The sequence below is a fragment of the Halomonas sp. DP1Y21-3 genome (assembly GCF_019801245.1).
Lineage (GTDB): Bacteria > Pseudomonadota > Gammaproteobacteria > Pseudomonadales > Halomonadaceae > Halomonas > Halomonas litopenaei.
Window position 1 is genome coordinate 158,012 of the sequence record NZ_JAHVJM010000003.1, and the last position, 22,089, is coordinate 180,100.

The window sequence follows — 22,089 nt, forward strand, 5'->3', positions numbered from 1 at the left end:
CGACCATGATCGACGCACCGGTACGCTGGGGCATCCTCTCCACCGCCAATATTGCGCGCATCAAGCTGATACCGGCGATGCGCGCGAGCGCCCACGCCGAGGTTCTGGCGGTGGGCTCACGCAACCAGGAATCGGCCCAGGCGTTTGCCGACGAGATGGATATTCCGCGCGCCTACGCAAGCTACGAAGCGGTGCTCGACGACCCGGAGGTGGAGGCGGTCTACATCCCGCTGCCCAACCATCTGCATATCGAGCTGGCCCAGAAGGCGCTGGACAAGGGCAAGCACGTGCTGTGCGAAAAGCCCCTCGCGCTTACCGCCGAACAGGCGGCGAGCCTCAGGGTGCCGCCGGGACTGTTGTTCTGCGAGGCCTTCATGGTGCGCCACCAGCCGCGCTGGCTGGCGGTCAAGGAGCGCATCAAGGCCGGCGACTATGGCGACATCCGCATGGTTCAGGCCATGCTCACCTTCGGTCTCGACGACCCCGGCAACTACCGCATGCGCCCGGAGTTCGGCGGTGGCGCGCTCTATGATGTCGGCTGCTACGCGGCCATGGCGACTCGCTTCGCCTTTGGCTGCGAACCCCGGCGGGTGATGGCCCACGCAAGCCGCGACCCGGAACATGGCGTGGACGTCGTCGCCAGCGTGCTGCTCGACTACGGCGAGGGGCGCCACGCCAGCCTGATGGTCTCCACCGCCACCAGTGCCGCCCAGCACCTGCACATCGTCGGCAGCCAAGGTGCCATCGATCTGCCAGAGCCTTTTATCGCTCCGGTCGAGCGCCCGACCCGGGTGGTTCACGACAACGTCTTCGACCTCTATCAGAGCGACCCCAGGACGGAAACCTTCCCGCCCATGGACCAGTACGAACAGGAGGTCAGTCGTTTCTGCCGCGCCCTGCGCGGTGAGGAGGTCGGGCTCTATGGGCTGGAGGATTCCATCGCCAATCTCAGGGTGATCGACGCCATCTTCGCCTCGGTCGACAGCGGCGGCTGGGCCGCAGTAGCGCAGTAGCGCAGTAGCGCAGTAGCGATATTCGTGAGGCATTTCCCCGCTACGGCGGGTTTTTTTTTGGTTCATCGCACCTTGCCTGGAGCAAGGCCCGACAAGAGCCCGGGCGGGGCGCGCGCCCCCCTTCCGGTCTCACGCGTGACGAGGGCTGTGCAGGCGCCTTTGCCACGCCCACAGGGCGCTACTGGTGGCCAGCGAGGCAGCCAGGGCGAGGCCAAAGGACAGCACGGGGGAAAGATGGGCGGCGGTTGCCGCAAGGACGGCGCTGAAGGCCACCAGGCTGAGCATGCCAAGCTGGGTGTCGGCCAGGGTGGCCCGGGCGACCTCGGCGCCGTAGCGCTGGTGCAGGGTCAGGGCGATGGTCAGCATGCCGATGGGGAAGCTCAGGGCGACGCCGGACAGCGCCGGGGCGATATCCGCCAGCACCACGGTCGCCAGACACACGATGCCCCCGGCCAGGGTGCCGCGTATCAGCAGGTCGGCCCAGACTAGCGGCGCCGACACCGCCGTCCGCGACAAGCCCAGCGCGCGCATCAGCCGCATCGCCAGGGCCAGGCAAGCGATGAACAGCACCAGCGCGAGACCCGTGCCGCCTGGCAAGACGGCAGCCAGCGCCGCCACCGGCAGCCATAGCACGGCGGCCAGGGCGACAGCCGCCAGCGCGCCCTGCCGCCCCGCCAGCAGCACATACGCCAGACAGAACGTCAGGGTCGCGAACATCGCGTGCAGCGAGCCCAGCGCCGCCTCGGCAACGAAGGCGCCGGGCTGCTCGCCCAGCATGAAGAAGTAGCCGGGGCCCAGCACGATCGGGGTGCCGGCCAGCACCCCGCCCAGGCGAGGCCCCAGGCGCACCACCGCCACCGACACGCCGATCACTACCAGGGCGGTGGACAGCCACTTGACCAGCAGCAGGGTGAGCATTCACGGACTCCTGTCTGGCCGCTACATCACGTCGCCGCTGTTGGGACCGAGGGTCTGGCCCAGGTACAGGTCGCCATCCGGAGACGCCGCCAGCATCAGCGCCGAAGGCGCCACTTCCTCGGCCCTGCCGAAGCGTCCGAGCGGCAATTCCGCCTCCTTGTCGGCGATCCATTCCGGGCTCAGTCCCTCGAGCATCGGGGTCAGGATGGGGCCAGGCGCGATGGCATTGGTCAGCACGTTGAAAGGTGCCAGCTCCCGCGCCATGGACTTGGTCAGCCCCAGCACGCCGGCCTTGGCGGCGCAGTAGTGGGACAGCCCCATGCCGCCCTTGAGCGCCAGCTGCGAGGCAACATTGATGATCCGCCCGGCCTTGCGCTCGACCATATGCGGGGCCACCGCGCGGCTGACCAGAAAGACCCCGCGCAGGTTGATGCCGATCATGCGGTCGAAGGTCTCGCTGGTCATCTCGAGAAACGGCGTCTCGTCGAGGATGCCGGCGCTGTTGACCAGCACGTCGATCACCTGGTGGGTGCTGATCACCTCATCGACCATGGCCTTCACCGAGGCTTCGTCGGAAACATCGACCCGATGGGTGCTGACCCGGGCGCGCAGCGCGTGGGCCACCTGATCACAGGCATCGGCGTTGAGGTCGGCCACCGCAACGGTGGCACCTTCGGCGTGGAACAGGTTGGCGATGGCACGGCCGATACCGCTGGCGCCGCCCACCACCAGGGCAACCTTGCCCTGAAGTTTCTGTGACATGGGGTTCTCTCCACTCGCTGGGGGCACGAGGCGAGGGCCGCCGCCCTCGCCTCGCGTCGCTGGCTTGGATGCGCCTTGGCCGGCGCCTTGACGGCTGGCCTCAGCTCGGCCAGCGCACGGTCAAGCCGCCGTCCACGATCAGTTGCTGGCCGGTCACGTAGGAGGCGTCGTCACTGGTCAGAAAACGTATCGTGCGAGCGACCTCGTCGGCGTGGCCGACCCGGCCGGCGGGGATCACCTTGCCTGCGGCGGCAAGGCCATCCGGGCCCAGGGAGTTGACCGGGTCCAGTGACTGCGGGGTCTCGATCAGCCCGGGGATCAAGGTGTTGACGCGGATGCCCCGGGGGGCTAGCTCCACCGCCAGCGACCGGACCAGGCCCATCAGCCCGCTCTTGGCGGTGGCGTAGTGGGCGTGCTCGTCCCAGCCATAGACGCCGCCGGCGATGGACGACACCGCGACCATGGCGCCAGGCCCCGTCATCACCCGCGCCGCGCTGCGAAATATCCGCATCACGCCGGTCAGGTCCACCGACAGCATGTCGTTCCAGGCGTCGTCGGTCAGATCCTTGAGCGCTGCCTGACGCAGGATGCCGGCGCCGGCCACCGCAATATCGAGCCTCCCGAAGCGCTCGATGGCGGCCTGGGCAAGGGCGTCACACTGGGCGCCGTCGCGCACGTCCAGCGCCACCGCCACACACTCGCCACCGGCATCGGCCACCGCCGAGACGGTCGTCTCGACGTCATGGGGGTCGCCGGGGTAGTAGCCGGCAACCACCTTGGCGCCGGCCCTGGCGTAGCTGACCGCCAGCGCCTGGCCGATGCCGCTTGCGGCACCGGAGATGATGGCGACCTTGCCGGCCAGGCCATCGTCGCGTGTCAGAGCACTCATGCCACCGCCTCCTCGAGGGTGTCGTGTTCACGATGGTCCACATGACGGGTGCCGAACATCAAAAGTCCACTGAGCACCAGCGGCAGCGAACCCGCCAGGATCGCCGACCAGGTCATGCTGACGCCCGCGCTCAACAGCACCGACACCAGCCCGGAGCCGACGATGGCCCCCACCGGCGCCATGACGTGGGCCACGTTGGCCCCGGTGCCACGTACATGGGGCGGGAAGGATTCACCCATGTAGAACAGGATGGCGGCGAACGGACCGAGCAGGAAGAACAGGGTGACGGCGTACATCAGGTAGACGAAACCGTCGCTGGCCGGACCCAGCAGCATCAGGATGCTGGCGACGCCACCGAGCAGAAAGCCCATCAGCACGGTGTTGCGCCGACCGATGCGGTCGCCCACCCAGCCGTGGCTGAGGTAACCGACAAAGCCCACGGCATTAGCCAGGATCAGCACGTACAGCGAGCTTTCGAAGCTGACGCCCTTGGCCTCTACCAGCACCGTGGTGCCCAGTACCGCGAACACCTGGATCGCCATCCAGCTGAACAGCCAGACCAGCGACAGCGAGATGGTGTGACGACGCAGTTCCGGCGCAAACACGCCCTTGAGGCCCAGGTTGCTGCCGGTATTGACCTCGACGTCGTGCTCGGCGGCAAGCTGGGCCGCACCCTCGGCGTCACCCGCCTTGCGCCGCCGCTCGACCTCCTTGATCGCGGCGAACACCGGCGACTCGGGCAGCTTGACCGCCATCACGATGACGATGATCGAGGCGCAGGCGGCGACGAAGAAGCTGCCGCGCCAGCCGACGATCGGCAGCAGCAGCGAGGTCATGCCGGCGGCCAGCAGGGCACCGACCGGCCAGCCACTCTGCACCAGGCTGTACATGAAACCGCGACCCTTGGCCTTCTTGTAGATCTCGTTGAGATAGACGGCGTTGACCACCTCTTCGGAGACCGCAAAGCCAGAAAAAGCGCGAATGATCACCATCGAGGCAGCGCCGATGGCGATACCGGACAGGCCGGAACTGACGGCACCGCCGATCACCAGCAGGATCAGCGTCTTCTTGCGGCCAAAGCGATCGAGCATGGTGCCGACCACCAGCGATACCAGGAACACCCCGATGGTGGCCCAGGTGTTGATGGCGGTGGCCTTGGCGGTCGTCCAGCCGAAGTCCTCGGCGATGACCGGTAGCAGGGTGCCGAACAAGGTGTAGTCGTAGACCGACGCCACCCAGGCGATAAAGCAGACCAGCGAGGCGTAGCCGATCTGTTTCTTGGTGATGACAGCGTTCCAGGGCTCATCCGCGTCGGGACGGGCCTCGGAGGGCGTGGTTTGGGTTGGCTCGGTCATTGACGTCACCCTCTTTCGTTATCGTTGTGGTGTGGTTGTCAGGGGAGGCGCGATGGCGCGTTCAGCCGCGTGGATGGCGGCTGGCGAAATCGTCGGCGATCTCGTCGAAGGTGCAGAAACGCACGCCTTCGTGGCTCTGCATATGCTCGATCAGTCGCTCGAGCATCATCAGCACCTGAGGACGGCCGGAGACGTCGGGGTGGATGGTCATGGTGAACACCGCGTAGTCGTTCTCGCGGTAGACCCAGTCGAACTGGTCCTGCCACATCTCGCCCAGCTGGCGCGGGCTGACGAAGCCATGACTGTTGGGGGACTTCTTGATGAACATCATCGGCGGCAGGTCGTCGAGGTACCAGTTGGCCGGGATCTCGATCAGGTCGGTCTCTTCGCCACGCACCAGCGGCTTCATCCACTCCTTGGCCGGCTTGGAGTAGTCGATCTTGGTCCAGGAGTCACCGACGCGCACATAGTAGGGGTGGAAGTCGTTGTGCATCAGGCTGTGGTCGTACTTGATGCCACGCTCGAGCAGCAGCTCGTTGGTCACCGGGCTGAATTCCCACCAGGGCGCCACATAGCCGGTCGGCCGCTTGCCCGACAGCTGGGTCACCAGCTCGATGTTGTAGTCGAGCACGTCGCGTTCCTGCTCGCGGGTCATGGCGATGGGGTTCTCGTGGCTGTAGCCGTGGACCCCGACCTCGTGACCGGCGTCGACCACCGCCTTCATCTGCTCGGGAAAGGTCTCGATGCTGTGGCCAGGAATGAACCAGGTGGTCTTCAGGTTGTAGCGCTCGAACAGCTTGAGCAGGCGCGGTGCACCGACCTCGCCGGCGAACAGGCCGCGGGAGATATCGTCGGGGGAGTCCTCGCCACCGTAGGAACCGAGCCAGCCGGCCACGGCGTCCACGTCGACACCAAATGCACAGAGAATCTCTTTCTTCGCCATCTTGAACACCTCGTCTTGTTGCTTGGTCTTGTTGGGGCTTGCGGTGGCGCCACTGGCCCTGGTGTCGGTCGTGCGCTTGCTGGACTACCGACGTGCCATCGGTCCTGCGGCGTCAGCGGTTGTGTCGACCGCCATCAATTGAAGACTGGATACAAAGGTCATTTTTGTCAAGACGGAGATTTCAGGCACAGAGCAGCGCGCCGCGACGCTCGCCAATGACCAAAACCTGCGAATCAGGCCCGGTTACAGGCAAGGCTGGCGATACAAGGCCGACCATTCAGGCTTTCAGCAACAGCCAAAAGTGCAAACCTTCTTCGACCAATGGGTGAGAACAGACGAGTCCTAAAAATGCCGATCGAATAAAACGTCATTTTTTATGGGCGCGGTATCCAACTGACATTTTTTACTTCTAGACCAGGGGGGGGGGACAGGACAGCACACCGGCCTGTGGCAGGCCGACCGCTAGACTTGAGGAAAGGACGCGAAAGGCAAGAGACCGGAAACAAAGGAACATACCGAGGACGGAGGGCAAGGCGGCGCTGACGCTCGCCTTGCGCCCTGCGCTTGCGTCAGACGATACGCTGAAGGTAGGGGGGAAGGTCGGGTTCGGGGAACACCGACAGCACCTTGAGCCGACGGCGGGTGCGCTCGGCAGCCGCCTGGAGGTGGGACTGCAGACTCGAGGCGGCGGCGTCGAAGGCGCCAAACAGCAGGTGATCGATCACCAGCTTGTGCTCCATCAACAGGGGCTCGTCCCGAGGAACCCCCAGCGTCTGGAAGAACATGCGATTGACGATGACCGGCAACTGGCTCTGGGCAATCATCTCGCCGGCCTTGCGATTGCGGTAGTGGCGCAGGCAACCCTGGTGCAGGTCACGTTCGAGTCGAGCGATGGTCGCGGCAGACTGCTGCTCGGGGTGGTCGATCAGTCGCTGCACCCGGTCGCGCATCAGCTCGAGCTCCTCGCGCTCGATCAGCGGGCCGGAGGCCTTGAGCGCCGCCGGCTCCAGCAGCACTCGAATCTCGTAGTCCTCGGCCACCGCCTGGGCGGTCAGCGGCCCCGCCAGCCAATGGGAGTGGCGATCCTTCTCGATCAGCCGTTGGCTGCGCAGCCGTCCCAGCACCTCTCGCGCCACGGTGCGGCTGACACCGTAGTAATCGCTGAGGCTGGTCTCGACGATGCGGAAGTGACCAAACGCCAGACAGGTGGCCACCGCCTCCTCGACCTCGGCGTGGATGCGCTCGGCCGCCGGACGGGTATCCACCACCGGTGACTCATCGATGCCGAGACCAAGACGCTCAGGGGTCAGCGCCTCCCGCGCCGGCTCCACCGCCTCGGGATCGGGTGTCGCCAGAAAGCCGCGCCCTTCAAAGCGGCTGATCAGGCCCTGCTGGTGCAAAAGCTCCAGCGCCTTGCGCACCGGCCCACGACTGGTGCCGAACAGCCGTGCGATAGGCCCTTCCAGCAACACCTGATTGGGCGGCACCCGTCCCGACTCGATGGCTTCTCGCAGTGAATCCTGGATCAGCGCGTAGCGGGGGGCGCGACTGCCCTCCTGCCTCGACCTAGCTGGCGTACTCAGCACCCGTTCCTCCCTGACGTCCAATCACCTGACCTCTCGCTTACACGCCACCGATGTCCGGCAGCCACGATCCAAGGCCCGGCAGCCGGGCAACAAGCGCCCATCTTGACACCTCTTCAGGACCCTTTCGAGCCACTCGGAAATGACGTTTGTTGCCAACTTCACAAGATCCATGCCCGTCTGCACGAACACAAAAAAGCCTTTTTACCGGAAAACAGCCTATTACAGATTGCCCTCGGCCCCTATGCGGCTTAAGGCGCAGGACGGTCCTTGCCAAAAAATGATTTTTGTATCCATACTGCATTTATGCGAAACGGAGATATCTCTTCGTCCGACGTCGCTATCGCCTCCAACAACAACCAACGACATTCAAGGAGCGCTCCCGTGGCCACACCACAAGACGCCCCCACCCCCGCCACTTCGGCGGCAGCCCGCGACAGCGGCGACCACCTGCTGGAAGCGGCGATCCTGCCGGTCTGGCTGAATCAACGCACCATCGGCTTTTTCGGTTTCATCTGGCTATGGATCGGCATGGCGGTGATCATCGCCACCTTCCAACTGGGTGCCGGCGGGGTCGCCGGACTCCCGCTGATTCAGGTCGTCGCCATCATCTTTCTGGCCAATCTGGTACTCGGTGTGGTGATGAGCCTGACCGCCGACATCGGTACCGAACATGGACTGTCGTTCGCGGTCTACCTGCGCGCGCCCTTCGGCCTCAAGGGCACCCACCTGCCGGCGGTATCCCGCGGGGTGGTGGCCGCCATCTGGTTCGGCGTGCAGACCTACCTGGGGGCGCTGGCCCTGAACGGCATCGTCGAGTACCTGTGGGGCCTGGACAACTGGATCCTGTGGTATGTGCTGTTTGCCGTGGTCCAGATAGTCAACACCGCCCTGGGCATCCGCGCGGTGGAACTGCTGGCGTCGATCGCCGCCCCCTGCATCGTGGCCATCTCGGTGTGGATGTACTTCACCCTCGACGTGCTCGCCGAGACCCAGGGCATCAATATCTGGACCTTCGTCGGCGACCAGAATGTGGCCGCGCTCGGCCTGTTCTTCGCCAACATGGCGTTCTGGTCGGCGCTGGCGGTGGATATCCCCAACCTGACCCGCTTCCTCAAGACAAAAGGTGGCGAGCGTAGCTTCTTTCAGCGCAACAAGAACGTCTTCGTCGCCCAGTTTCTGGCGCTGCCGGCCACCCAGGCCTGGATCGCGCTGATCGGCGGCGTGTCCTTCATCGCCGCCGGTGACTGGAATCCGGTCACCGTCATCCAGGGCCAAGGTGGCGGTCTTACCCTGATCGCACTGCTGGCGATGGTGATCCTGGCCCAGTGGTCGACCAACAACGCGGCCAACCTGATCCCGGCGGCGCTGACCTTCGTCAACGCCGGCGCGCCAAGGGTCAGCTACCCGGTCGCCCTGGTCATCGCCGGCATCATCGGCACCGCCTCGATGCCCTGGCTGATCCTCAACAACCTGTTCACCTTCCTCAGCTACTACGGCGCCGTGCTGTCGGCGGTGGGCGGCATCATGGTGGCCGACTACTACCTGCTGCGTCGGCGTCGCCTCAACGTTCCGGCGCTGTACGATCCCAACGGCCAGTTCCGCTTCAGCGGCGGCTTCAACCCCGCCGGCCTCATCGCCTGGATCATCGGCGGCGGCTTGGCGCTGATCTTCCTCGAGTACGCCTACGCGGTAGGCTTCGGCTCGGCCCTGGTGGTCTATATCGTACTGATGAAAGCCTGGGTGCTGCGGCGCTATCCTCAGGAGGAGATCACCTCCGGCTACGACGACCGATTCCTCGCCACCTCGGTGGGCCGCAACTGGGTCTACACCGAAAAGGGACGCTTCGAACGCCTGGAAACCGGTGACATCCCCGACTCCGCGCTCAAGCGCGAGGATCGCTGAGTCGTCGTCTGGCGCCGCCCGCGGCGGCGCCCACCACCCGCTACAGGAGACGTGCATGCCTGCACAACCCTTCACCGCCCTGGCCATCGGCGAGGCCATCCGACGCGGCGAACTCGATCCGGTCGCGTTGACCCGCCAATGCCTGACCCGGGCCACCGACAGTGACGCCGTCTTTATCTCGCTGACCGAACAACGCGCCCTGGTAGAGGCCGAAGCCTGTGCCGAGCGTCAGCGCTCGGGCACCCTGCGCGGGCCGCTGGACGGCGTGCCGCTGGCCTGGAAGGATCTGTTCGACATCGCCGGTACCGCCACCACCGCCGGCGGCAAGGTGCTGGGCAAGACGCCGGCCGAGCGCGACGCCGAGGCGGTACGCCACACAGCCGGCGCGGGCATGGTCTGCATCGGCAAGACCAACCTCACCGAGATCGCCTACTCGGGGCTTGGCCTCAACCCCCACTACGGTACGCCGCACCATACCCCTCCCCCCACCTCGAGCGAGCACGAGCACGAAAGCAGAAACGAGAACGAGCCCAGGGCCCCCGGCGGGTCCAGCTCCGGCTCCGCGGTGGCGGTCGCCCAAGGCATCGTGCCGGCCGCCATCGGCACCGACACCGCCGGCTCGCTGCGCGTCCCCGCGGCCTTCAATGGGCTGGTGTCCTATCGCCCCTCCCAGGCCCGCCACTCGCGCCAGGGAGTGACACCGCTGGCCGACAGCCTGGACACCATCGGCGTCATCGCCAGCACCCTCGAGGACTGCCTGGCCATCGACGACACGATGCGCGGCAGCGCGCCGCTGGTTCGTGCCGCCGCCGTGCCCGAACAGTCGGTGATCGTGCTCGATGCAGGCTGCCTCGACGACCCGAGGGTATCCCGCGCCGTGGGCGACAATCTGGAGGCCTGCGCCAGCCGCCTTAAGGACGCCGGCTTCCACATCGTCCGTCGCCGTGTGGCGAGCGTCGCTGACACCCTGGAGGCCATCACCCGCCACGGCTGGCTGGGCGCGGCGGAGGCCTACACCGAGTACCGCGCCCTGCTGGAAGGCCCCGATGCCGAGGCCATGGACCCCAGGGTACGCAAGCGCCTGGAGGCCGCCCGCCAGATGGCCCCGGACAGCGTGGTCAGCCTGTACCGCCTGCGCCAGGCGCTCAAGACGCGGCTGCGCGAGGAGCTCGCGGGCGCGACCCTGCTGACGCCCACGGTAGCGCATGTGGCGCCCTTGCTCGCGCCGCTGGAAGCCGATCCCAAGCACTTCGCCGAGGTCAATCTGGCGACGCTGCGCCTGAGTATGGTGGCAAGCCTGCTCGACTCGCCGGCGGTAGCCCTGCCCAGTGGGCGCGACGACGACCGTCAGCACACCAGCCTGCAGCTGAGCAGCCCCTGCGGCGAGGACGAAGCGCTGCTGCGGGTGGCCCTTGGCGCCAGCTCGGCGCTGACGGCATAAATCACATTCATTCGGCGCCGACGGCGCCATCGGAGGTTGGCATGTGCGGACTGTGCGGTGCACTCGGCGGCGAAAGCCACTGGAGCACCAACATCGAGGACCCCGAGCAGGCCCACTTCGCGCGCTGGCGCGCCCGCGCCTACCGGGTCACCCTGATCAATCGCGTGCTGAGCCCCCGCCGGATCACCATCGAGGACTTCCAGGCAGCGAGCTTCGTGCTCGCCACCGCCACCGGCAAGCGCGAGATCGTGCAGGATCTGGGCGGCGTATGGCTGCAGGCAGAACGCATGGGCGGTCATGAACTCGACCCGCTCGATCCCGCCTTCCTGGCCTCGCTGCAATGACCCCAGACCGCCACGACGAGGACACCACCATGAACGAGACGACACCCCTGGTGCCGGTGCACGTGATCTCGGGCTTTCTGGGCGCCGGCAAGACCACCCTGCTCAAGTCGGTGCTGGCCAGCGAAGCCTTCGGCGACAGTGCGGTACTGATCAACGAGTTCGGCGACGTCGGTCTCGACGACCGCCTGCTCGGCGAGATTGCCGAGGATGCGGTGCTGCTGTCCAGCGGCTGCGTCTGCTGCACCATCCGCGGCGAACTGTCAGAGGCGCTCAGACGCCTGCTGTCCCGACGCCAGGACGGTGAGATCCCGGCGTTCAAGCGCATCGTGCTGGAGACCACCGGGCTCGCCGATCCGGGCCCGATCGCCTCGACCATCACCGCCGACCCGGTACTGCGCCACCACCTGCGCCCCGGCACCAACCTGACCCTGGTCGACGCACTCAACGCCGTCGACAGTCGCGCCCAGCACCCGGTCTGGGAGGCCCAGGTGGCGGTGGCCGACAAGCTGGTGATCAGCAAGGCCGACCTGGTCGAGGAAGACACCCTGGCAGGGCTCGAGGCCATGCTGGACACGATCAACCCGGCGGCCCAGCGGCTGGGCGCCGAGGCGCTACGCCAGCCCAGTGATGAACTGTTCGCCAGCGGACCGCACCTGCAGCGTTTCACCCCCGGCCAGGTGAAGTCCTGGCTCGGCCCCTGGCGCAAGCCGCCTCAGCATGATCCGGACCATCTCGGCGACATTCGCTCCTTCCGCCTCGGCCTCGAGGGCGAGGTCGACTGGACCTGCCTCGGCATCTGGCTGTCGATGCTGCTCAACCGCCATGGCAGCAATATCCTCAGGGTCAAGGGCGTGCTCCACGTCCAGGGCGACGATCGACCGGTGGTACTCCACGGTGTCCAGCACACCATCCACCCGCCGGAGCACGTGGAGGCCTGGCCTTCGGACGACCGCCGCTCGGAGCTGATCTTCATCACTCGGGACATCGACGCCGAGCGCGTGACACAATCGCTTGCGACCTTCATGGACAAGGTCAGCGACCATCCCAGCCCAAGGATCCTGCATGCCTGACACCGCCAAGCCCAGCGCCCCCTTTGTCCAGCGCAGTCCGGTCACCCTGCGGGTGCTGGGCACCTCGGTGACACTGCTGGAGAGCATTCGCCAGCGCGCTCGCGAGGACCTGGGCCTGCGCCTGGAATTCACCGTCATGGACGGGGTGGCGGCACAGCGTGCGGGAGTGCTGGCGCCGGACAGCTTCGACATCTACGACCAGTGGTTTCACAACGTCGATTTCGTGTGGCCGGCCGGGGCCATCCAGCCCATCGAGCTTTCGCGCATCCACCACTGGGATGCGATCAACGACCTGCCGAAGACCGGCCGACTGACGCCCCACGCGCCGCTCGGTGCCGGCGGTAATCCGGTCGACCGGCTCTATATCCAGGCCGACGGCAGCTGTGGCGCCCGTCCCAGCGAGCGCATCACCATGCTGCCGGTCAGCCACAACGTGGACAGCTTCGGATACCGCCTGGACATGCTGCCCCACGGCCTCGACAGCGAGCAGGAAAGCTGGGGCTGGCTTTTGGACCCGCGCTGGCGCGGCATGGTCAGCCTGCAGAACGACAGCGCCATCGGCGCCATCGACGCAGCGCTTGCCGCCAAGGCCGCGGGCCTGGTGCAGTTCGAGGACCTGGGCAACCTGAGCGTCGCTGAGATCGACTGCCTGATCGACTGCCTGATCGAGCTCAAGCGGGCTCAGCACTTCCGCACCTTCTGGAGCAACCAGGACCAGGCCTCTTCGGACATGCTGCGCGGTCGCGTCGGCATCGAGAGCCTGTGGTCACCGGCGATGACCGACCTCAAGCAGCGCCAGCTCAAGGTGCGCATGGCCGCACCGAGGGAAGGCTATCGCGCCTGGTACGGCGGCATGTCGCTGTCACGCAGCATCGAAGGCCGCAGCCTGGACGCCGCCTATGAGTATCTCAACTGGTGGATCTCGGGCTGGCCCGGCGCCGTCATGGCGCGACAGGGCTACTACATCTCGACCCCTGAATTGACCCGCCCTCACCTGTCTGCGGCGGAATGGGACTACTGGTACGCCGGCAAGCCCGCGGCGGAGGAACTCGCCGGACCGTCAGGCCCCTGTGGCATGATCCACAAGGGTGAGGTACGCGACGGTGGCGACTACATGACGCGCATGAGCCGCATCGCGGTGTGGAACACGGTGATGGACGAGCACAACTATCTGGTGCGGCGCTGGAACGACTTCATGTCGGCGTGAGCCCGCTACAGCCCGTCGCTCGGCTCTGCCCGAAAAGTCGACGAGCGAAGGTTAGACAAGGCAAAAATCGGTGAGAAAGCGCAGTTTACAGGGTGTAAATGAGCATTTTGATCCGATTTTTAACGCCGTATTACCGAGCGCAGGCACTTTTCAGGCGAGCCCTATGCGAGCGCCTTGATGATCAACTGCACCCCGACCACCGCCATGGCCAGTATCACCAGCCGGTAGAACAACCGCTCGTTGACCCGGTGCTGCAGCCACAGGCCGGACCTGATGCCGAACCAGGCCACCGGCACCAGCGCCAGCGACGCCCAGATACTGGTCAGGTTGATCTCGCCAAGCCACAGGTAAGGCGGCAGCTTCATGGTATTGACCGCGGCGAACACCAATGTGGTGGTGGCGATGAAGGTGGTCTTGGGCAGGCGCCTGGGCACCAGGTAGAGGTTCATCGGTGGGGCGCCGGCGTGGGCGATAAAGCTGGTGATACCGGTGGCGATACCCGCGGGCCACGCCCAGAAAGAGGCGATCGGCCTGGAGGCCGCCGGCTTCACGATCATGTAGGCGACAAACAACAGCGAGATCACCCCCAGCAGCAGCCTGACGTGGTCCTCGTCGAGGCTGCCCGCCACCAGGGTAGCCACCACCACGCCGATCGCCATGCCGGGGATCAATCGCTTCACCTCAGCCATATCCTGGTGCCCCCACCAGGCCTTGACCGCCAGAACGTCCATCACCAGCAGCAAGGGCAATAACAGGCCAGCGGCGGCGATAGGATCTATCGCAAGCGCCATCAGCGGCACCGACAGGGTACCGAAGCCCCCGGCGAAGCCGCCCTTGGAGATGCCGGTCAGGTAGGTGGAGAGGATGATCAGGCCCCAGGCGAGCCAGGAGTATTCGGGCAGCATGGCATTCCTTGCGCGCAAAGACGCCGAAGCAGTGACTGCTTCGGCGTCTGTACCAATGATGGGGGCGGCGAATCGCCCCGACCATCAGAGTGCCACACCAGGCCCGCCGATGGCAGCGGGCGGGGGCTATTGGCTTACTTGGCGGCCTGCATGGCCAGGGCGGTGTCCAGCATACGGTTGGAGAAGCCCCACTCGTTGTCGTACCAGGCCATGACCTTGACCAGGCGACCATTGACGCGGGTGTGGTTGGCGTCGAAGGTCGAGGAGGCCGGATCGTGGTTGAAGTCGATGGACACCAGCGGCTGGGCGTTGACGTTGAGCACCGGAGAATTCTCCGCCGCCTTGGCCACGATCTCGTTGATCTCTTCCTTGGTGGTGTCGCGCGAGGCGTTGAACACCAGATCCACCAGCGAGACGTTGATCACCGGCACGCGCACGGCCAGGCCATCCAGCTTGCCGTTGAGCTCCGGTAGCACCTTGCCCACGGCAGCGGCAGCGCCGGTCTTGGTCGGGATCATGGAGTGGGTGGCGCTACGCGCGCGGTACGGGTCCTTGTGGTACACGTCAGACAGGTTCTGGTCGTTGGTGTAGGCATGGACCGTGGTCATCAGGCCATTCTCGATACCGACGGCGTCGTTGAGCGCCTTGGCCACCGGCGCCAGGCAGTTGGTGGTGCAGGAGCCGTTGGAGACGATGGTATCGCTGGCCTTGAGCACGCCGTCGTTGACGCCGAACACGATGGTGGCGTCGCCGTCGGGGCTAGGCGCGGAGACCAGCACCTTGGCGGCACCGGCCTCGACGTGCTTGCCGGCGTCGGCGCGCGTGGTGAACAGGCCCGTGCACTCCATCACGATGTCTACGCCGAGCTTCGCCCAGGGCAGGCTGGCCGGGTCACGCTCGGACAGAATAGCGATACGGTCGCCATCGACGCTCAGACTCTCCTCGTCATGTTCTACCTTGAAGGGAAAGTGACCGTGAGCGGTGTCATGGCGCAGCAGGTGGGCGTTGAGCGAAGGATCACCGAGATCGTTGATGGCAACGACCTCAATCCGGTCCCGGTAACCGTTTTCGTACAGTGCGCGCAGCACGTTGCGACCGATACGTCCGAAACCGTTGATGGCAACCTTGAGCGTCATAGCGAATATCCCCCTGAGCGGCGAAAGCGTTCTTGCGTGAAAGCTGGTGAGTCGACGGTAGGCGGATTCACTAAAGATGCAAATCCCCCGCAAGGACGTCGTCAGTGGGCACCAATGTGGTACAGACAGCGCCGGGACTCAAGCACTATTTTGTTAAACTTACAACATTTCTCCAAAAACATTGATGAAGGACACTCTAATAAGCACGAAATTTCGACAACTTACTGCCCGCGCCTTCTCTATGAAGGCCCGCGCTAGACCTTAGTCGCATCGCCAAGCCGTAGTAATATTACCTTCAACGCTCTAAGGTATCCCTCATCCCGGTGACACCATTCACCACGCCTTTATCCCGGAGGCCCCATGCCCCAACCCGTCAAGGAAGTCAGCCGCATTCTGCCGGCTCGCAAGCGCATCGCCCTGGTCGCCCACGACGGCAAGAAGCAGGAACTGATGGAGTGGGCCTCCCGCTGGAAGGACACCCTGATCGCTCACCAGCTGCTCGGCACCGGCACCACCGCCGCGCGGCTCAGCCGCACCCTGGGGCTGGAGGTGGAAGGCCTGATGAGCGGTCCGCTGGGAGGCGACCAGCAGATCGGTGCTCGCATCACCGAGCAACGACTCGACCTGCTGATCTTCTTCTGGGACCCCTTCGCCCCCCAGCCCCACGACCCGGACGTCAAGGCGCTGCTGCGCCTGGCCGCCCTGTGGAACGTGCCGGTGGCCTGCAACCCCTCCAGCGCCGACTTCATGATGAGCTCGCCCTGGCTCGGCCAGGACTACGAGATGCAGATCCCGGATGCCAACGCCTGGATTTCCTCTCGCAGCGATAACAACTGACCAATATCGAGGATTCTCCCGTGTTCCAGCTGACCCGAAGCGTGACCTGGCAGTCGCTGTTGAAGCTTCGCGACGAGACCGCCGACGACCGGATTCGCGACTACTTTGCCAAGGATCCGAAGCGGTTCGACAAGATGAGCCTGCGCGTGGGCGGGCTTTTTCTGGACTACTCCAAACACCAGATCTCCGACGCGGTGCTGGAGAAGCTGGTCGAGCTGGCCGAACACTCGGCGCTGGTCCAGCGTCGCGCCCAGATGTTCTCCGGCGACATCATCAACGTCACCGAGGACCGGCCGGTACTACACACGGCGCTGCGCAATCTGGGGGACAGCCCGGTCATCGCCGATGGCAAGGACGTGATGCCGGAGATCCACGCCACCCGCGAGCAGATCAAGCGCTTCTCCGAAGAGGTCCGCAGTGGCAACTGGAAGGGCTACAGCGGCGAGCGTATTCGCGACGTGGTCAACATCGGCATCGGTGGCTCCGACCTCGGCCCCAACATGGCCAGCCGCGCCCTGCTCAAGTACCGCCAGGCGGACCTGAACTTCCACTTCGTCTCCAACGTGGACGGCGCGCATATCCAGAAGGTGCTGAGCCGCCTCGACCCGGCCACCACCCTGTTCATCGTCTCGACCAAGACGTTTTCCACCCAGGAGACGCTGCTCAACGCCCGCACCGCACGGCGCTGGTTCGTCGAGAACGCCGGCGATGACGCCGACATCGGCGCTCACTTCATCGCCGCCTCGACCAACCGCAAGGCGGCGATGGAGTTCGGCATCCGCGAGGAGAACGTGTTCGAATTCTGGGCCTGGGTCGGCGGTCGCTATTCGATGTGGTCCTCGATCGGCCTGCCCATCGCCCTGGCGATTGGCTATGAAGGCTTCATCGAGATGCTCGAAGGCGCCTACGAGATGGACCAGCACTTCCAGAACGCCCCGCTCGGCGAGAACATGCCGGTGCTGATGGCGCTGATCGGTATCTGGTACATCAACTTCGTCGGTGCCGAGACCCAGGCCATCGTGCCCTACGACCAGGCCCTGCATCAGCTGCCGGCCTTCCTGCAGCAGCTCGACATGGAGTCCAATGGCAAGTCGGTCGATATCTTCGGTCGCCCGGTGGACTACAAGACCGGCCCCATCGTGTGGGGGCAGACCGGCTCCAACGGCCAGCACGCCTTCTTCCAGCTGTTGCACCAGGGCACCCGCTACGTGCCCATCGACTTCATCGCCTCGCTGAAGCCCGAGCCCGGCGTCGAGGACCACCACTTCGCCCTGCTCACCAACATGCTGGCCCAGGCCAACGCCTTTATGGAAGGCAGCAGCAAGGGCGGCGACCTGGACCCCTACAGCTGCCCCGGCAACCGCCCCTCCAGCGTGCTGCTGCTCGACGAACTGACACCACGCAACCTGGGCGCGCTGATCGCGCTCTACGAGCACAAGGTGTTCGTCCAGGGGGTGATCTGGAACATCAACTCCTTCGACCAGTGGGGTGTCCAGCTGGGCAAGCGCATCGCCGGCGAGATCAGCGAGAAGATCGACGAGCGCAGCCAGGACTTCGACGCCTCGACCCAGGGACTGCTGGGCCTGGTGCGGGAGCACTTCCAGGCGCCCGGCAAGAGCGTGGAAAAGGCCGCTGAAAAGGCAGCGAAGAAGACCGCCAAGCCCGCCGGCAAGGACGCCAAGGCCAAGTAAGCGGGGCGGAGGCGGAAGGTGCCGAGCACCGAGTGCTCGGCACGGGCCCGCCATGGCGGGCACCCAGCGACGGACAAGAAAAGCCAACGGGCCACCCCGGAGTCTGCGCTCCAGGGTGGCCCGCCTAGGTCTGGCTCGCGCGGGTCTGGCTCGCGCTGTTCTGGCTCGCGCTGGTCTGGCCTGCTTTCCGCTGGCTCGCGGGGGCCGGAATAGCGGGATAGCGTCTGGCTTGCCGAGACGAGGCCTGGGCTACTTAAACGACCGCCGGGGCTACTCTGACGAGCGTCTGGGCTACTCGGACGAGCCTCTGACCAGGGCCCGCCGTGCGCTGACGTCACCGGCCCAGGCCGCCGCCAGCCATAGCGGCACGCTCAGCACCACATAGGCCAGCGCCAGCCAAGGGCTGCCGCCGGTGGCCAGGCGGGCCGCTTCGAGGCTGAACAGCGAAAAGGTGGTGAAACCTCCACAGAAGCCCGCCACGACAAGCGGATGAAGGCTCGCCAGCCGAGGGCTGTCGCTCAGGGCCGCATGGGAAGCAAAGCGGGCAATCAACCAGGATCCCAGCACGTTGACCAGCAGGGTCGCCCAGGGAAAGGACGACGCCACCAGGCCCGAGACCGCGACGCCGGTCAAGAGGCGACACACCGATCCCAGGGCGCTGCCAAGGCCCACCGCCAGATAGAGCCGCCAGACGCTTGTTGCCTGACTCATGCTTCTCCCCTCTGCCGACACCTCACAGGCCACCCCCGAGGGCAAGTCCCGCCACCACGGCGGCCAGGCCGGCCAGCAGGGTCAACGAGACGTTGAGCGCGGCCGCTGCATGACGACCTTCGCGCATCAGGTCCAGGGTCTGCAGACTGAAGGAGGACACCGTGGTGAAGCCGCCCATCACCCCGCTCAGCAGCATGAGTGCCGCGGTCGAGCCTGCCACCAGGCGACTGGCCAGCAGGCCGATCACTAAGGCTCCCAGCAGATTGACGATCAGGGTCCCCCAGGGGAAGCGTACTCCCCAGGCGGCCGCTGCCCGACGACTGACGAACAGTCGCCCCATGCCTCCTGCGGCGCCCCCCAGCGCTACCGCTGCCAGCGTCCACCACTCCATCACCAATCGCCTCGGCCAAAACCGCCATGGTATGCAAATACCTGGGCGATGTCGTGACCGGTGGCAATACCGCTGGACCTCGCCCTCGGCGTGGCGAAACGGGCTGATCGCAGATGGCCCGTAAAGCGACAAGGCACAGACAATACCGAGCCTCGGAAGGCGGGAAATCAAAGACGCTGAAGGTGCTGAAAATCTAAAAAAAACGCCGCCCGAGGGGGCGGCGAAGTTGTGCTTGCCTAGCAGGGATGAAGCGCATGGGATGCGTTCACGATCAATATGGCACAGAATTGGCAATCCGTACAACTTTTGTACATCCTTGATTGCGTACAAGCGGCAAACGGGCATGTTAGCCTGCGACAGATTCGTCCAAGGACGCCCCTCTGCCCCGACGGGCCCACCCATCAAAGGAGAAGGTTTGCGTGATGCGATCACGACTCTGCTCTCGACTCTTCAGCGTGCTGATGCTCGCGCTCGTGCTGCTCGCGGGACCTGCCATCGCCCAGCAGGGCGGTGACGCCAGCGGCTCTGGCGGTTCCTCCAGTGACGGTCCGGCCTACTCGACCCTGGCCGACCTGCTGGAAAACGAACAGGCGCGCAGCCAACTGATCGAACAACTGCGACAGATGGCGGAAAACGCCCCCGAGCAGGCCCAGGCCGCCGGTGAACAGGCCGTCGACAGCGCCGCCGAGGCTACCCTGCCCAAGCAACTGGCGGACATGACCAGCCGCGTGGTCAGCGAGTTCGGCAATCAGTTCGAGAATCTCGCCGCCATCTTCGGTGGCATGATCGACGGCGCCCTGACCGAAGGCGAACTCAACTTCGATCTGTTCACCCAGGCGGCGATCAACCTCGGCCTGGTGATTCTGGCGACCTTTGTGCTGTTCGTGATCATCAGGCGTCTGGTCAGGCCACTGTTCACACGGTTGAGCCAATATTCGCAGAACGGTCAGAACCTCAACCCCACCATCCGCCTGGTGCTGTGCGTGGTGCTGGCGGTGTTCGTGGACGCCGCCGTGGTGGGTCTTGCCTACGTCGGCGGCAACCTGGCCGCCACTTTCGCCATCGGTGAAACGGGTAGCCTGTCGACCCGGGCGTCGCTGTTCCTCAATGCCTTCCTGGTCATCGAGCTGTTGAAGGCGGCCGTGCGCATGCTGTTCGCCTCACGCTACGAGGGCCTGCGACTGCTGCCCATCACCGCTCCCAGCGCGTCCTACTGGAATCGCTGGATCGCCCGGCTGATTGGCCTTACCGGCTACGGCCTGATGGTGGTGGTCCCGTTGATCAACACCTACCTGTCTTACCGTGTCGGTGAGGGCATCGGCGCTCTGATCATGATCGGCGCCTACCTGTACGCCATCACCGTGGTGCTGATCAATCGCAGCCGCCTGCGCGATGGGCTGTTCGATGCCGCTGTCAGGTCCAGCCTGTCGGCCTCCCGTGTCGCGCTGCGCCTGCTCGGCCGCATCTGGCATCTGCTGGCGATCACCTACTTCACCGTGGTGCTGGTGCTGACCCTGACACGCCCCGAGGACGCCCTGCCGTTCGTGCTGATCGCGACCCTCAAGACCCTCGGTATCGTGCTGGCTGCCATGCTGGTGTCGCGCCTGCTGGCCCAGGCCATCGGTCGTCGCATCACCCTGTCCGGTGAGCTGCGCAAGAAGCTGCCGCTGCTCGAGGCACGCCTCAACTCCTATGTCCCGACGATGCTGCGCGCCTTCAACGTGCTGATCCTGATCGTCGCCGCCATGGCCCTGCTCAACGCCTGGGGCGTGTTCGACATGGCCACCTGGTACGCCTCCGAAGCGGGTCGCGTGCTGGTCAGCCAGGTGATCAACGTGGCCATCATCCTGATCGTCGCCGCGGCGGTCTGGATCGGCCTTGCCAGCCTGATCGAACACAAGCTGAATCCGACCACCGGCCGCGGCATGCCCTCGGCCCGGGCCCAGACGCTGCTGTCGCTGTTCCGCAATGCCCTGGCCATCGCCATCGTCACCATGACGGCGATGATCGTGCTGTCGGAAATCGGCATCAACATCGGACCGCTGATTGCCGGTGCCGGTGTGCTCGGTCTGGCCATCGGTTTCGGCGCCCAGAAGCTGGTGCAGGACATCATCACCGGTATCTTCATCCAGGTGGAAAACGCCATGAATACCGGCGACGTGGTGACCCTGGGCGGCATCACCGGCACCGCCGAGAAGCTCAGCATCCGCTCGGTGGGTATCCGTGACCTACACGGCACCTACCATCTAGTGCCGTTCTCCAGCGTCGATGTGGTCTCCAACTACATGCGTGGCTTCGGCTACCATGTGGGCGAATACGGCGTCGCCTACCGCGAGAACGTGGACGAGGCCATCGTCGCCCTGCGCAACGCCTTCGACGAACTGTCCTCCGACGAGGACCTCAAGTCCGAGATCCTCGAACCCCTCGAGGTGGCCGGTGTCATCGCCCTGGCCGACAGCTCGGTCAACATCCGGGTGCGCATCAAGACCACCCCCGGCAACCAGTGGGCGGTGGGCCGTGCCTACAATCGTCTGGTCAAGCTGCATCTGGACGAGGCGGGCATCGAGATCCCCTTCCCGCACACCACGATCTTCTTTGGCGAAGACAAGCAGGGCCAGGCGCCCGCCGCCAACCTGCGCCTGGTCGAGAAGGATGTGGTGGCGACCGGCGAAGCCAGGGATACCGCACCGCTGCCCGGCGAGGACGGCAGTATCGACTCGCCCCGCGAGCACGAGACCCGCGAGGATGCCGAGACCAACGCCAAGTTCAGGGGCGACTACGACCCCGACGGCAACTGACAGACCTTACCTGCAACGCTTCTGGGGCGGCCTACGGGCCGCCCCTTTTTATTGATCGAATCGCCAGGGTGCCGAGCCCTGACGCCACGCTCTGGCGCCACAGCTCTGACGACACAGGCGTGGCGGCAGCTGCACGCCGCAAGCCGGGCCTGTACTCGCCTTCAGCATGGTGACGCCACGCCGCGCTGGC

The 22,089-nt window shown here is 65.4% G+C and carries 19 protein-coding genes; 9 read left to right on the forward strand and 10 right to left on the reverse strand.

All coding sequences use genetic code 11. The features are described from left to right. Positions 1-5 precede the first annotated feature (5 nt). On the forward strand, positions 6-1,013 hold the full coding sequence (locus tag KUV74_RS09380) for a Gfo/Idh/MocA family protein (RefSeq protein ID WP_222516201.1): 1,008 nt from the start codon (positions 6-8) through the stop codon (positions 1,011-1,013). A 129-nt stretch (positions 1,014-1,142) separates the two neighbouring features. Here the strand turns inward: KUV74_RS09380 and KUV74_RS09385 are convergent, their stop codons facing one another. The 6 genes from KUV74_RS09385 to KUV74_RS09410 all read right to left on the reverse strand — a co-directional run bounded on the left by KUV74_RS09385 (position 1,143) and on the right by KUV74_RS09410 (position 7,466). Beyond that, on the reverse strand, positions 1,143-1,931 hold the full coding sequence (locus KUV74_RS09385) for a hypothetical protein (RefSeq protein ID WP_222516202.1): 789 nt from the start codon (positions 1,929-1,931) through the stop codon (positions 1,143-1,145). A gap of 21 nt (positions 1,932-1,952) precedes the next feature. Beyond that, positions 1,953-2,693 (reverse strand): SDR family NAD(P)-dependent oxidoreductase, encoded by a 741-nt coding sequence (locus KUV74_RS09390; protein WP_222516203.1) that lies wholly within the window; start codon positions 2,691-2,693, stop codon positions 1,953-1,955. Between the two features lie 100 nt (positions 2,694-2,793). After that, positions 2,794-3,582, reverse strand: coding sequence for an SDR family NAD(P)-dependent oxidoreductase (locus KUV74_RS09395; RefSeq protein ID WP_222516204.1), 789 nt, complete (start codon positions 3,580-3,582; stop codon positions 2,794-2,796). Then, positions 3,579-4,937, reverse strand: a complete 1,359-nt coding sequence (locus tag KUV74_RS09400; RefSeq protein WP_222516205.1) for an MFS transporter — start codon at positions 4,935-4,937, stop codon at positions 3,579-3,581. Before KUV74_RS09400 ends, KUV74_RS09395 begins: the two co-directional genes overlap by 4 nt. Positions 4,938-4,998: 61 nt before the next feature. Further along, on the reverse strand, positions 4,999-5,880 hold the full coding sequence (locus KUV74_RS09405) for a polysaccharide deacetylase family protein (protein ID WP_045993136.1): 882 nt from the start codon (positions 5,878-5,880) through the stop codon (positions 4,999-5,001). Positions 5,881-6,449: 569 nt separating this feature from the next. After that, on the reverse strand, positions 6,450-7,466 hold the full coding sequence (locus KUV74_RS09410; protein ID WP_213227434.1) for a GntR family transcriptional regulator: 1,017 nt from the start codon (positions 7,464-7,466) through the stop codon (positions 6,450-6,452). Between the two features lie 381 nt (positions 7,467-7,847). Between KUV74_RS09410 and KUV74_RS09415 the strand changes: the two genes are divergently transcribed. Genes KUV74_RS09415 through KUV74_RS09435 form a run of 5 tightly spaced genes read left to right on the forward strand, consistent with a single transcriptional unit; the run spans position 7,848 to position 13,430 of the window. Next, a complete protein-coding gene (locus tag KUV74_RS09415; RefSeq protein WP_231498543.1) occupies positions 7,848-9,368 on the forward strand; it encodes an NCS1 family transporter in 1,521 nt (506 codons plus the stop codon). A 55-nt stretch (positions 9,369-9,423) separates the two neighbouring features. Next, the gene (locus tag KUV74_RS09420; protein WP_222516206.1) at positions 9,424-10,809 is read left to right on the forward strand and encodes an amidase family protein; all 1,386 of its coding nucleotides are present in this window, start codon (positions 9,424-9,426) and stop codon (positions 10,807-10,809) included. 41 nt (positions 10,810-10,850) lie between these two features. Further along, positions 10,851-11,153 carry a hypothetical protein gene (locus tag KUV74_RS09425; RefSeq protein ID WP_222516207.1) on the forward strand — a complete coding sequence of 101 codons (303 nt, stop codon included), beginning with the start codon at positions 10,851-10,853 and terminating at the stop codon, positions 11,151-11,153. A 29-nt stretch (positions 11,154-11,182) separates the two neighbouring features. Beyond that, the gene (locus KUV74_RS09430; RefSeq protein ID WP_222516208.1) at positions 11,183-12,223 is read left to right on the forward strand and encodes a CobW family GTP-binding protein; all 1,041 of its coding nucleotides are present in this window, start codon (positions 11,183-11,185) and stop codon (positions 12,221-12,223) included. After that, entirely contained in the window at positions 12,216-13,430 is a 1,215-nt protein-coding gene (locus tag KUV74_RS09435) for a PotD/PotF family extracellular solute-binding protein (RefSeq protein ID WP_045993131.1), read from the forward strand. Before KUV74_RS09430 ends, KUV74_RS09435 begins: the two co-directional genes overlap by 8 nt. A 161-nt stretch (positions 13,431-13,591) precedes the next feature. Here KUV74_RS09435 and KUV74_RS09440 read toward each other — a convergent pair whose 3' ends face one another. Continuing rightward, on the reverse strand, positions 13,592-14,335 hold the full coding sequence (locus KUV74_RS09440; RefSeq protein ID WP_045993130.1) for a sulfite exporter TauE/SafE family protein: 744 nt from the start codon (positions 14,333-14,335) through the stop codon (positions 13,592-13,594). Between the two features lie 134 nt (positions 14,336-14,469). Next, positions 14,470-15,471 (reverse strand): type I glyceraldehyde-3-phosphate dehydrogenase, encoded by a 1,002-nt coding sequence (gene gap, locus KUV74_RS09445; protein WP_045993129.1) that lies wholly within the window; start codon positions 15,469-15,471, stop codon positions 14,470-14,472. A gap of 360 nt (positions 15,472-15,831) precedes the next feature. On the opposite strand from gap, the gene KUV74_RS09450 reads away from it, so the two are divergent. Both KUV74_RS09450 and pgi read left to right on the forward strand, forming a co-directional pair. Further along, positions 15,832-16,308, forward strand: coding sequence for a methylglyoxal synthase (locus KUV74_RS09450; RefSeq protein WP_045993128.1), 477 nt, complete (start codon positions 15,832-15,834; stop codon positions 16,306-16,308). A gap of 20 nt (positions 16,309-16,328) precedes the next feature. Next, positions 16,329-17,999 (forward strand): glucose-6-phosphate isomerase, encoded by a 1,671-nt coding sequence (gene pgi / locus KUV74_RS09455; protein ID WP_045993127.1) that lies wholly within the window; start codon positions 16,329-16,331, stop codon positions 17,997-17,999. A gap of 291 nt (positions 18,000-18,290) precedes the next feature. Here pgi and KUV74_RS09460 read toward each other — a convergent pair whose 3' ends face one another. Both KUV74_RS09460 and KUV74_RS09465 read right to left on the reverse strand, forming a co-directional pair. After that, complete coding sequence (locus tag KUV74_RS09460) at positions 18,291-18,710, reverse strand: fluoride efflux transporter FluC (protein WP_222516209.1); 420 nt, start codon at positions 18,708-18,710, stop codon at positions 18,291-18,293. 22 nt (positions 18,711-18,732) lie between these two features. After that, positions 18,733-19,101, reverse strand: coding sequence for a fluoride efflux transporter FluC (locus tag KUV74_RS09465; protein WP_124805054.1), 369 nt, complete (start codon positions 19,099-19,101; stop codon positions 18,733-18,735). A 422-nt stretch (positions 19,102-19,523) separates the two neighbouring features. On the opposite strand from KUV74_RS09465, the gene ybiO reads away from it, so the two are divergent. Then, complete coding sequence (ybiO, locus tag KUV74_RS09470; RefSeq protein WP_261395253.1) at positions 19,524-21,899, forward strand: mechanosensitive channel protein; 2,376 nt, start codon at positions 19,524-19,526, stop codon at positions 21,897-21,899. Positions 21,900-22,089: the final 190 nt, after the last annotated feature.

Bases quoted from the DNA above. Each gene is read 5' to 3' on its own strand.
- KUV74_RS09380 (WP_222516201.1), top strand. From the start codon at position 6: ATGATCGACGCACCGGTACGCTGGGGCATCCTCTCCACCGCCAATATT.
- KUV74_RS09385 (WP_222516202.1), bottom strand. From the start codon at position 1,931: ATGCTCACCCTGCTGCTGGTCAAGTGGCTGTCCACCGCCCTGGTAGTG.
- KUV74_RS09390 (WP_222516203.1), bottom strand. From the start codon at position 2,693: ATGTCACAGAAACTTCAGGGCAAGGTTGCCCTGGTGGTGGGCGGCGCC.
- KUV74_RS09395 (WP_222516204.1), bottom strand. From the start codon at position 3,582: ATGAGTGCTCTGACACGCGACGATGGCCTGGCCGGCAAGGTCGCCATC.
- KUV74_RS09400 (WP_222516205.1), bottom strand. From the start codon at position 4,937: ATGACCGAGCCAACCCAAACCACGCCCTCCGAGGCCCGTCCCGACGCG.
- KUV74_RS09405 (WP_045993136.1), bottom strand. From the start codon at position 5,880: ATGGCGAAGAAAGAGATTCTCTGTGCATTTGGTGTCGACGTGGACGCC.
- KUV74_RS09420 (WP_222516206.1), top strand. From the start codon at position 9,424: ATGCCTGCACAACCCTTCACCGCCCTGGCCATCGGCGAGGCCATCCGA.
- KUV74_RS09425 (WP_222516207.1), top strand. From the start codon at position 10,851: ATGTGCGGACTGTGCGGTGCACTCGGCGGCGAAAGCCACTGGAGCACC.
- KUV74_RS09430 (WP_222516208.1), top strand. From the start codon at position 11,183: ATGAACGAGACGACACCCCTGGTGCCGGTGCACGTGATCTCGGGCTTT.
- KUV74_RS09435 (WP_045993131.1), top strand. From the start codon at position 12,216: ATGCCTGACACCGCCAAGCCCAGCGCCCCCTTTGTCCAGCGCAGTCCG.
- KUV74_RS09440 (WP_045993130.1), bottom strand. From the start codon at position 14,335: ATGCTGCCCGAATACTCCTGGCTCGCCTGGGGCCTGATCATCCTCTCC.
- gap (WP_045993129.1), bottom strand. From the start codon at position 15,471: ATGACGCTCAAGGTTGCCATCAACGGTTTCGGACGTATCGGTCGCAAC.
- KUV74_RS09450 (WP_045993128.1), top strand. From the start codon at position 15,832: ATGCCCCAACCCGTCAAGGAAGTCAGCCGCATTCTGCCGGCTCGCAAG.
- KUV74_RS09460 (WP_222516209.1), bottom strand. From the start codon at position 18,710: ATGAGTCAGGCAACAAGCGTCTGGCGGCTCTATCTGGCGGTGGGCCTT.
- KUV74_RS09465 (WP_124805054.1), bottom strand. From the start codon at position 19,101: ATGGAGTGGTGGACGCTGGCAGCGGTAGCGCTGGGGGGCGCCGCAGGA.
- ybiO (WP_261395253.1), top strand. From the start codon at position 19,524: ATGCGATCACGACTCTGCTCTCGACTCTTCAGCGTGCTGATGCTCGCG.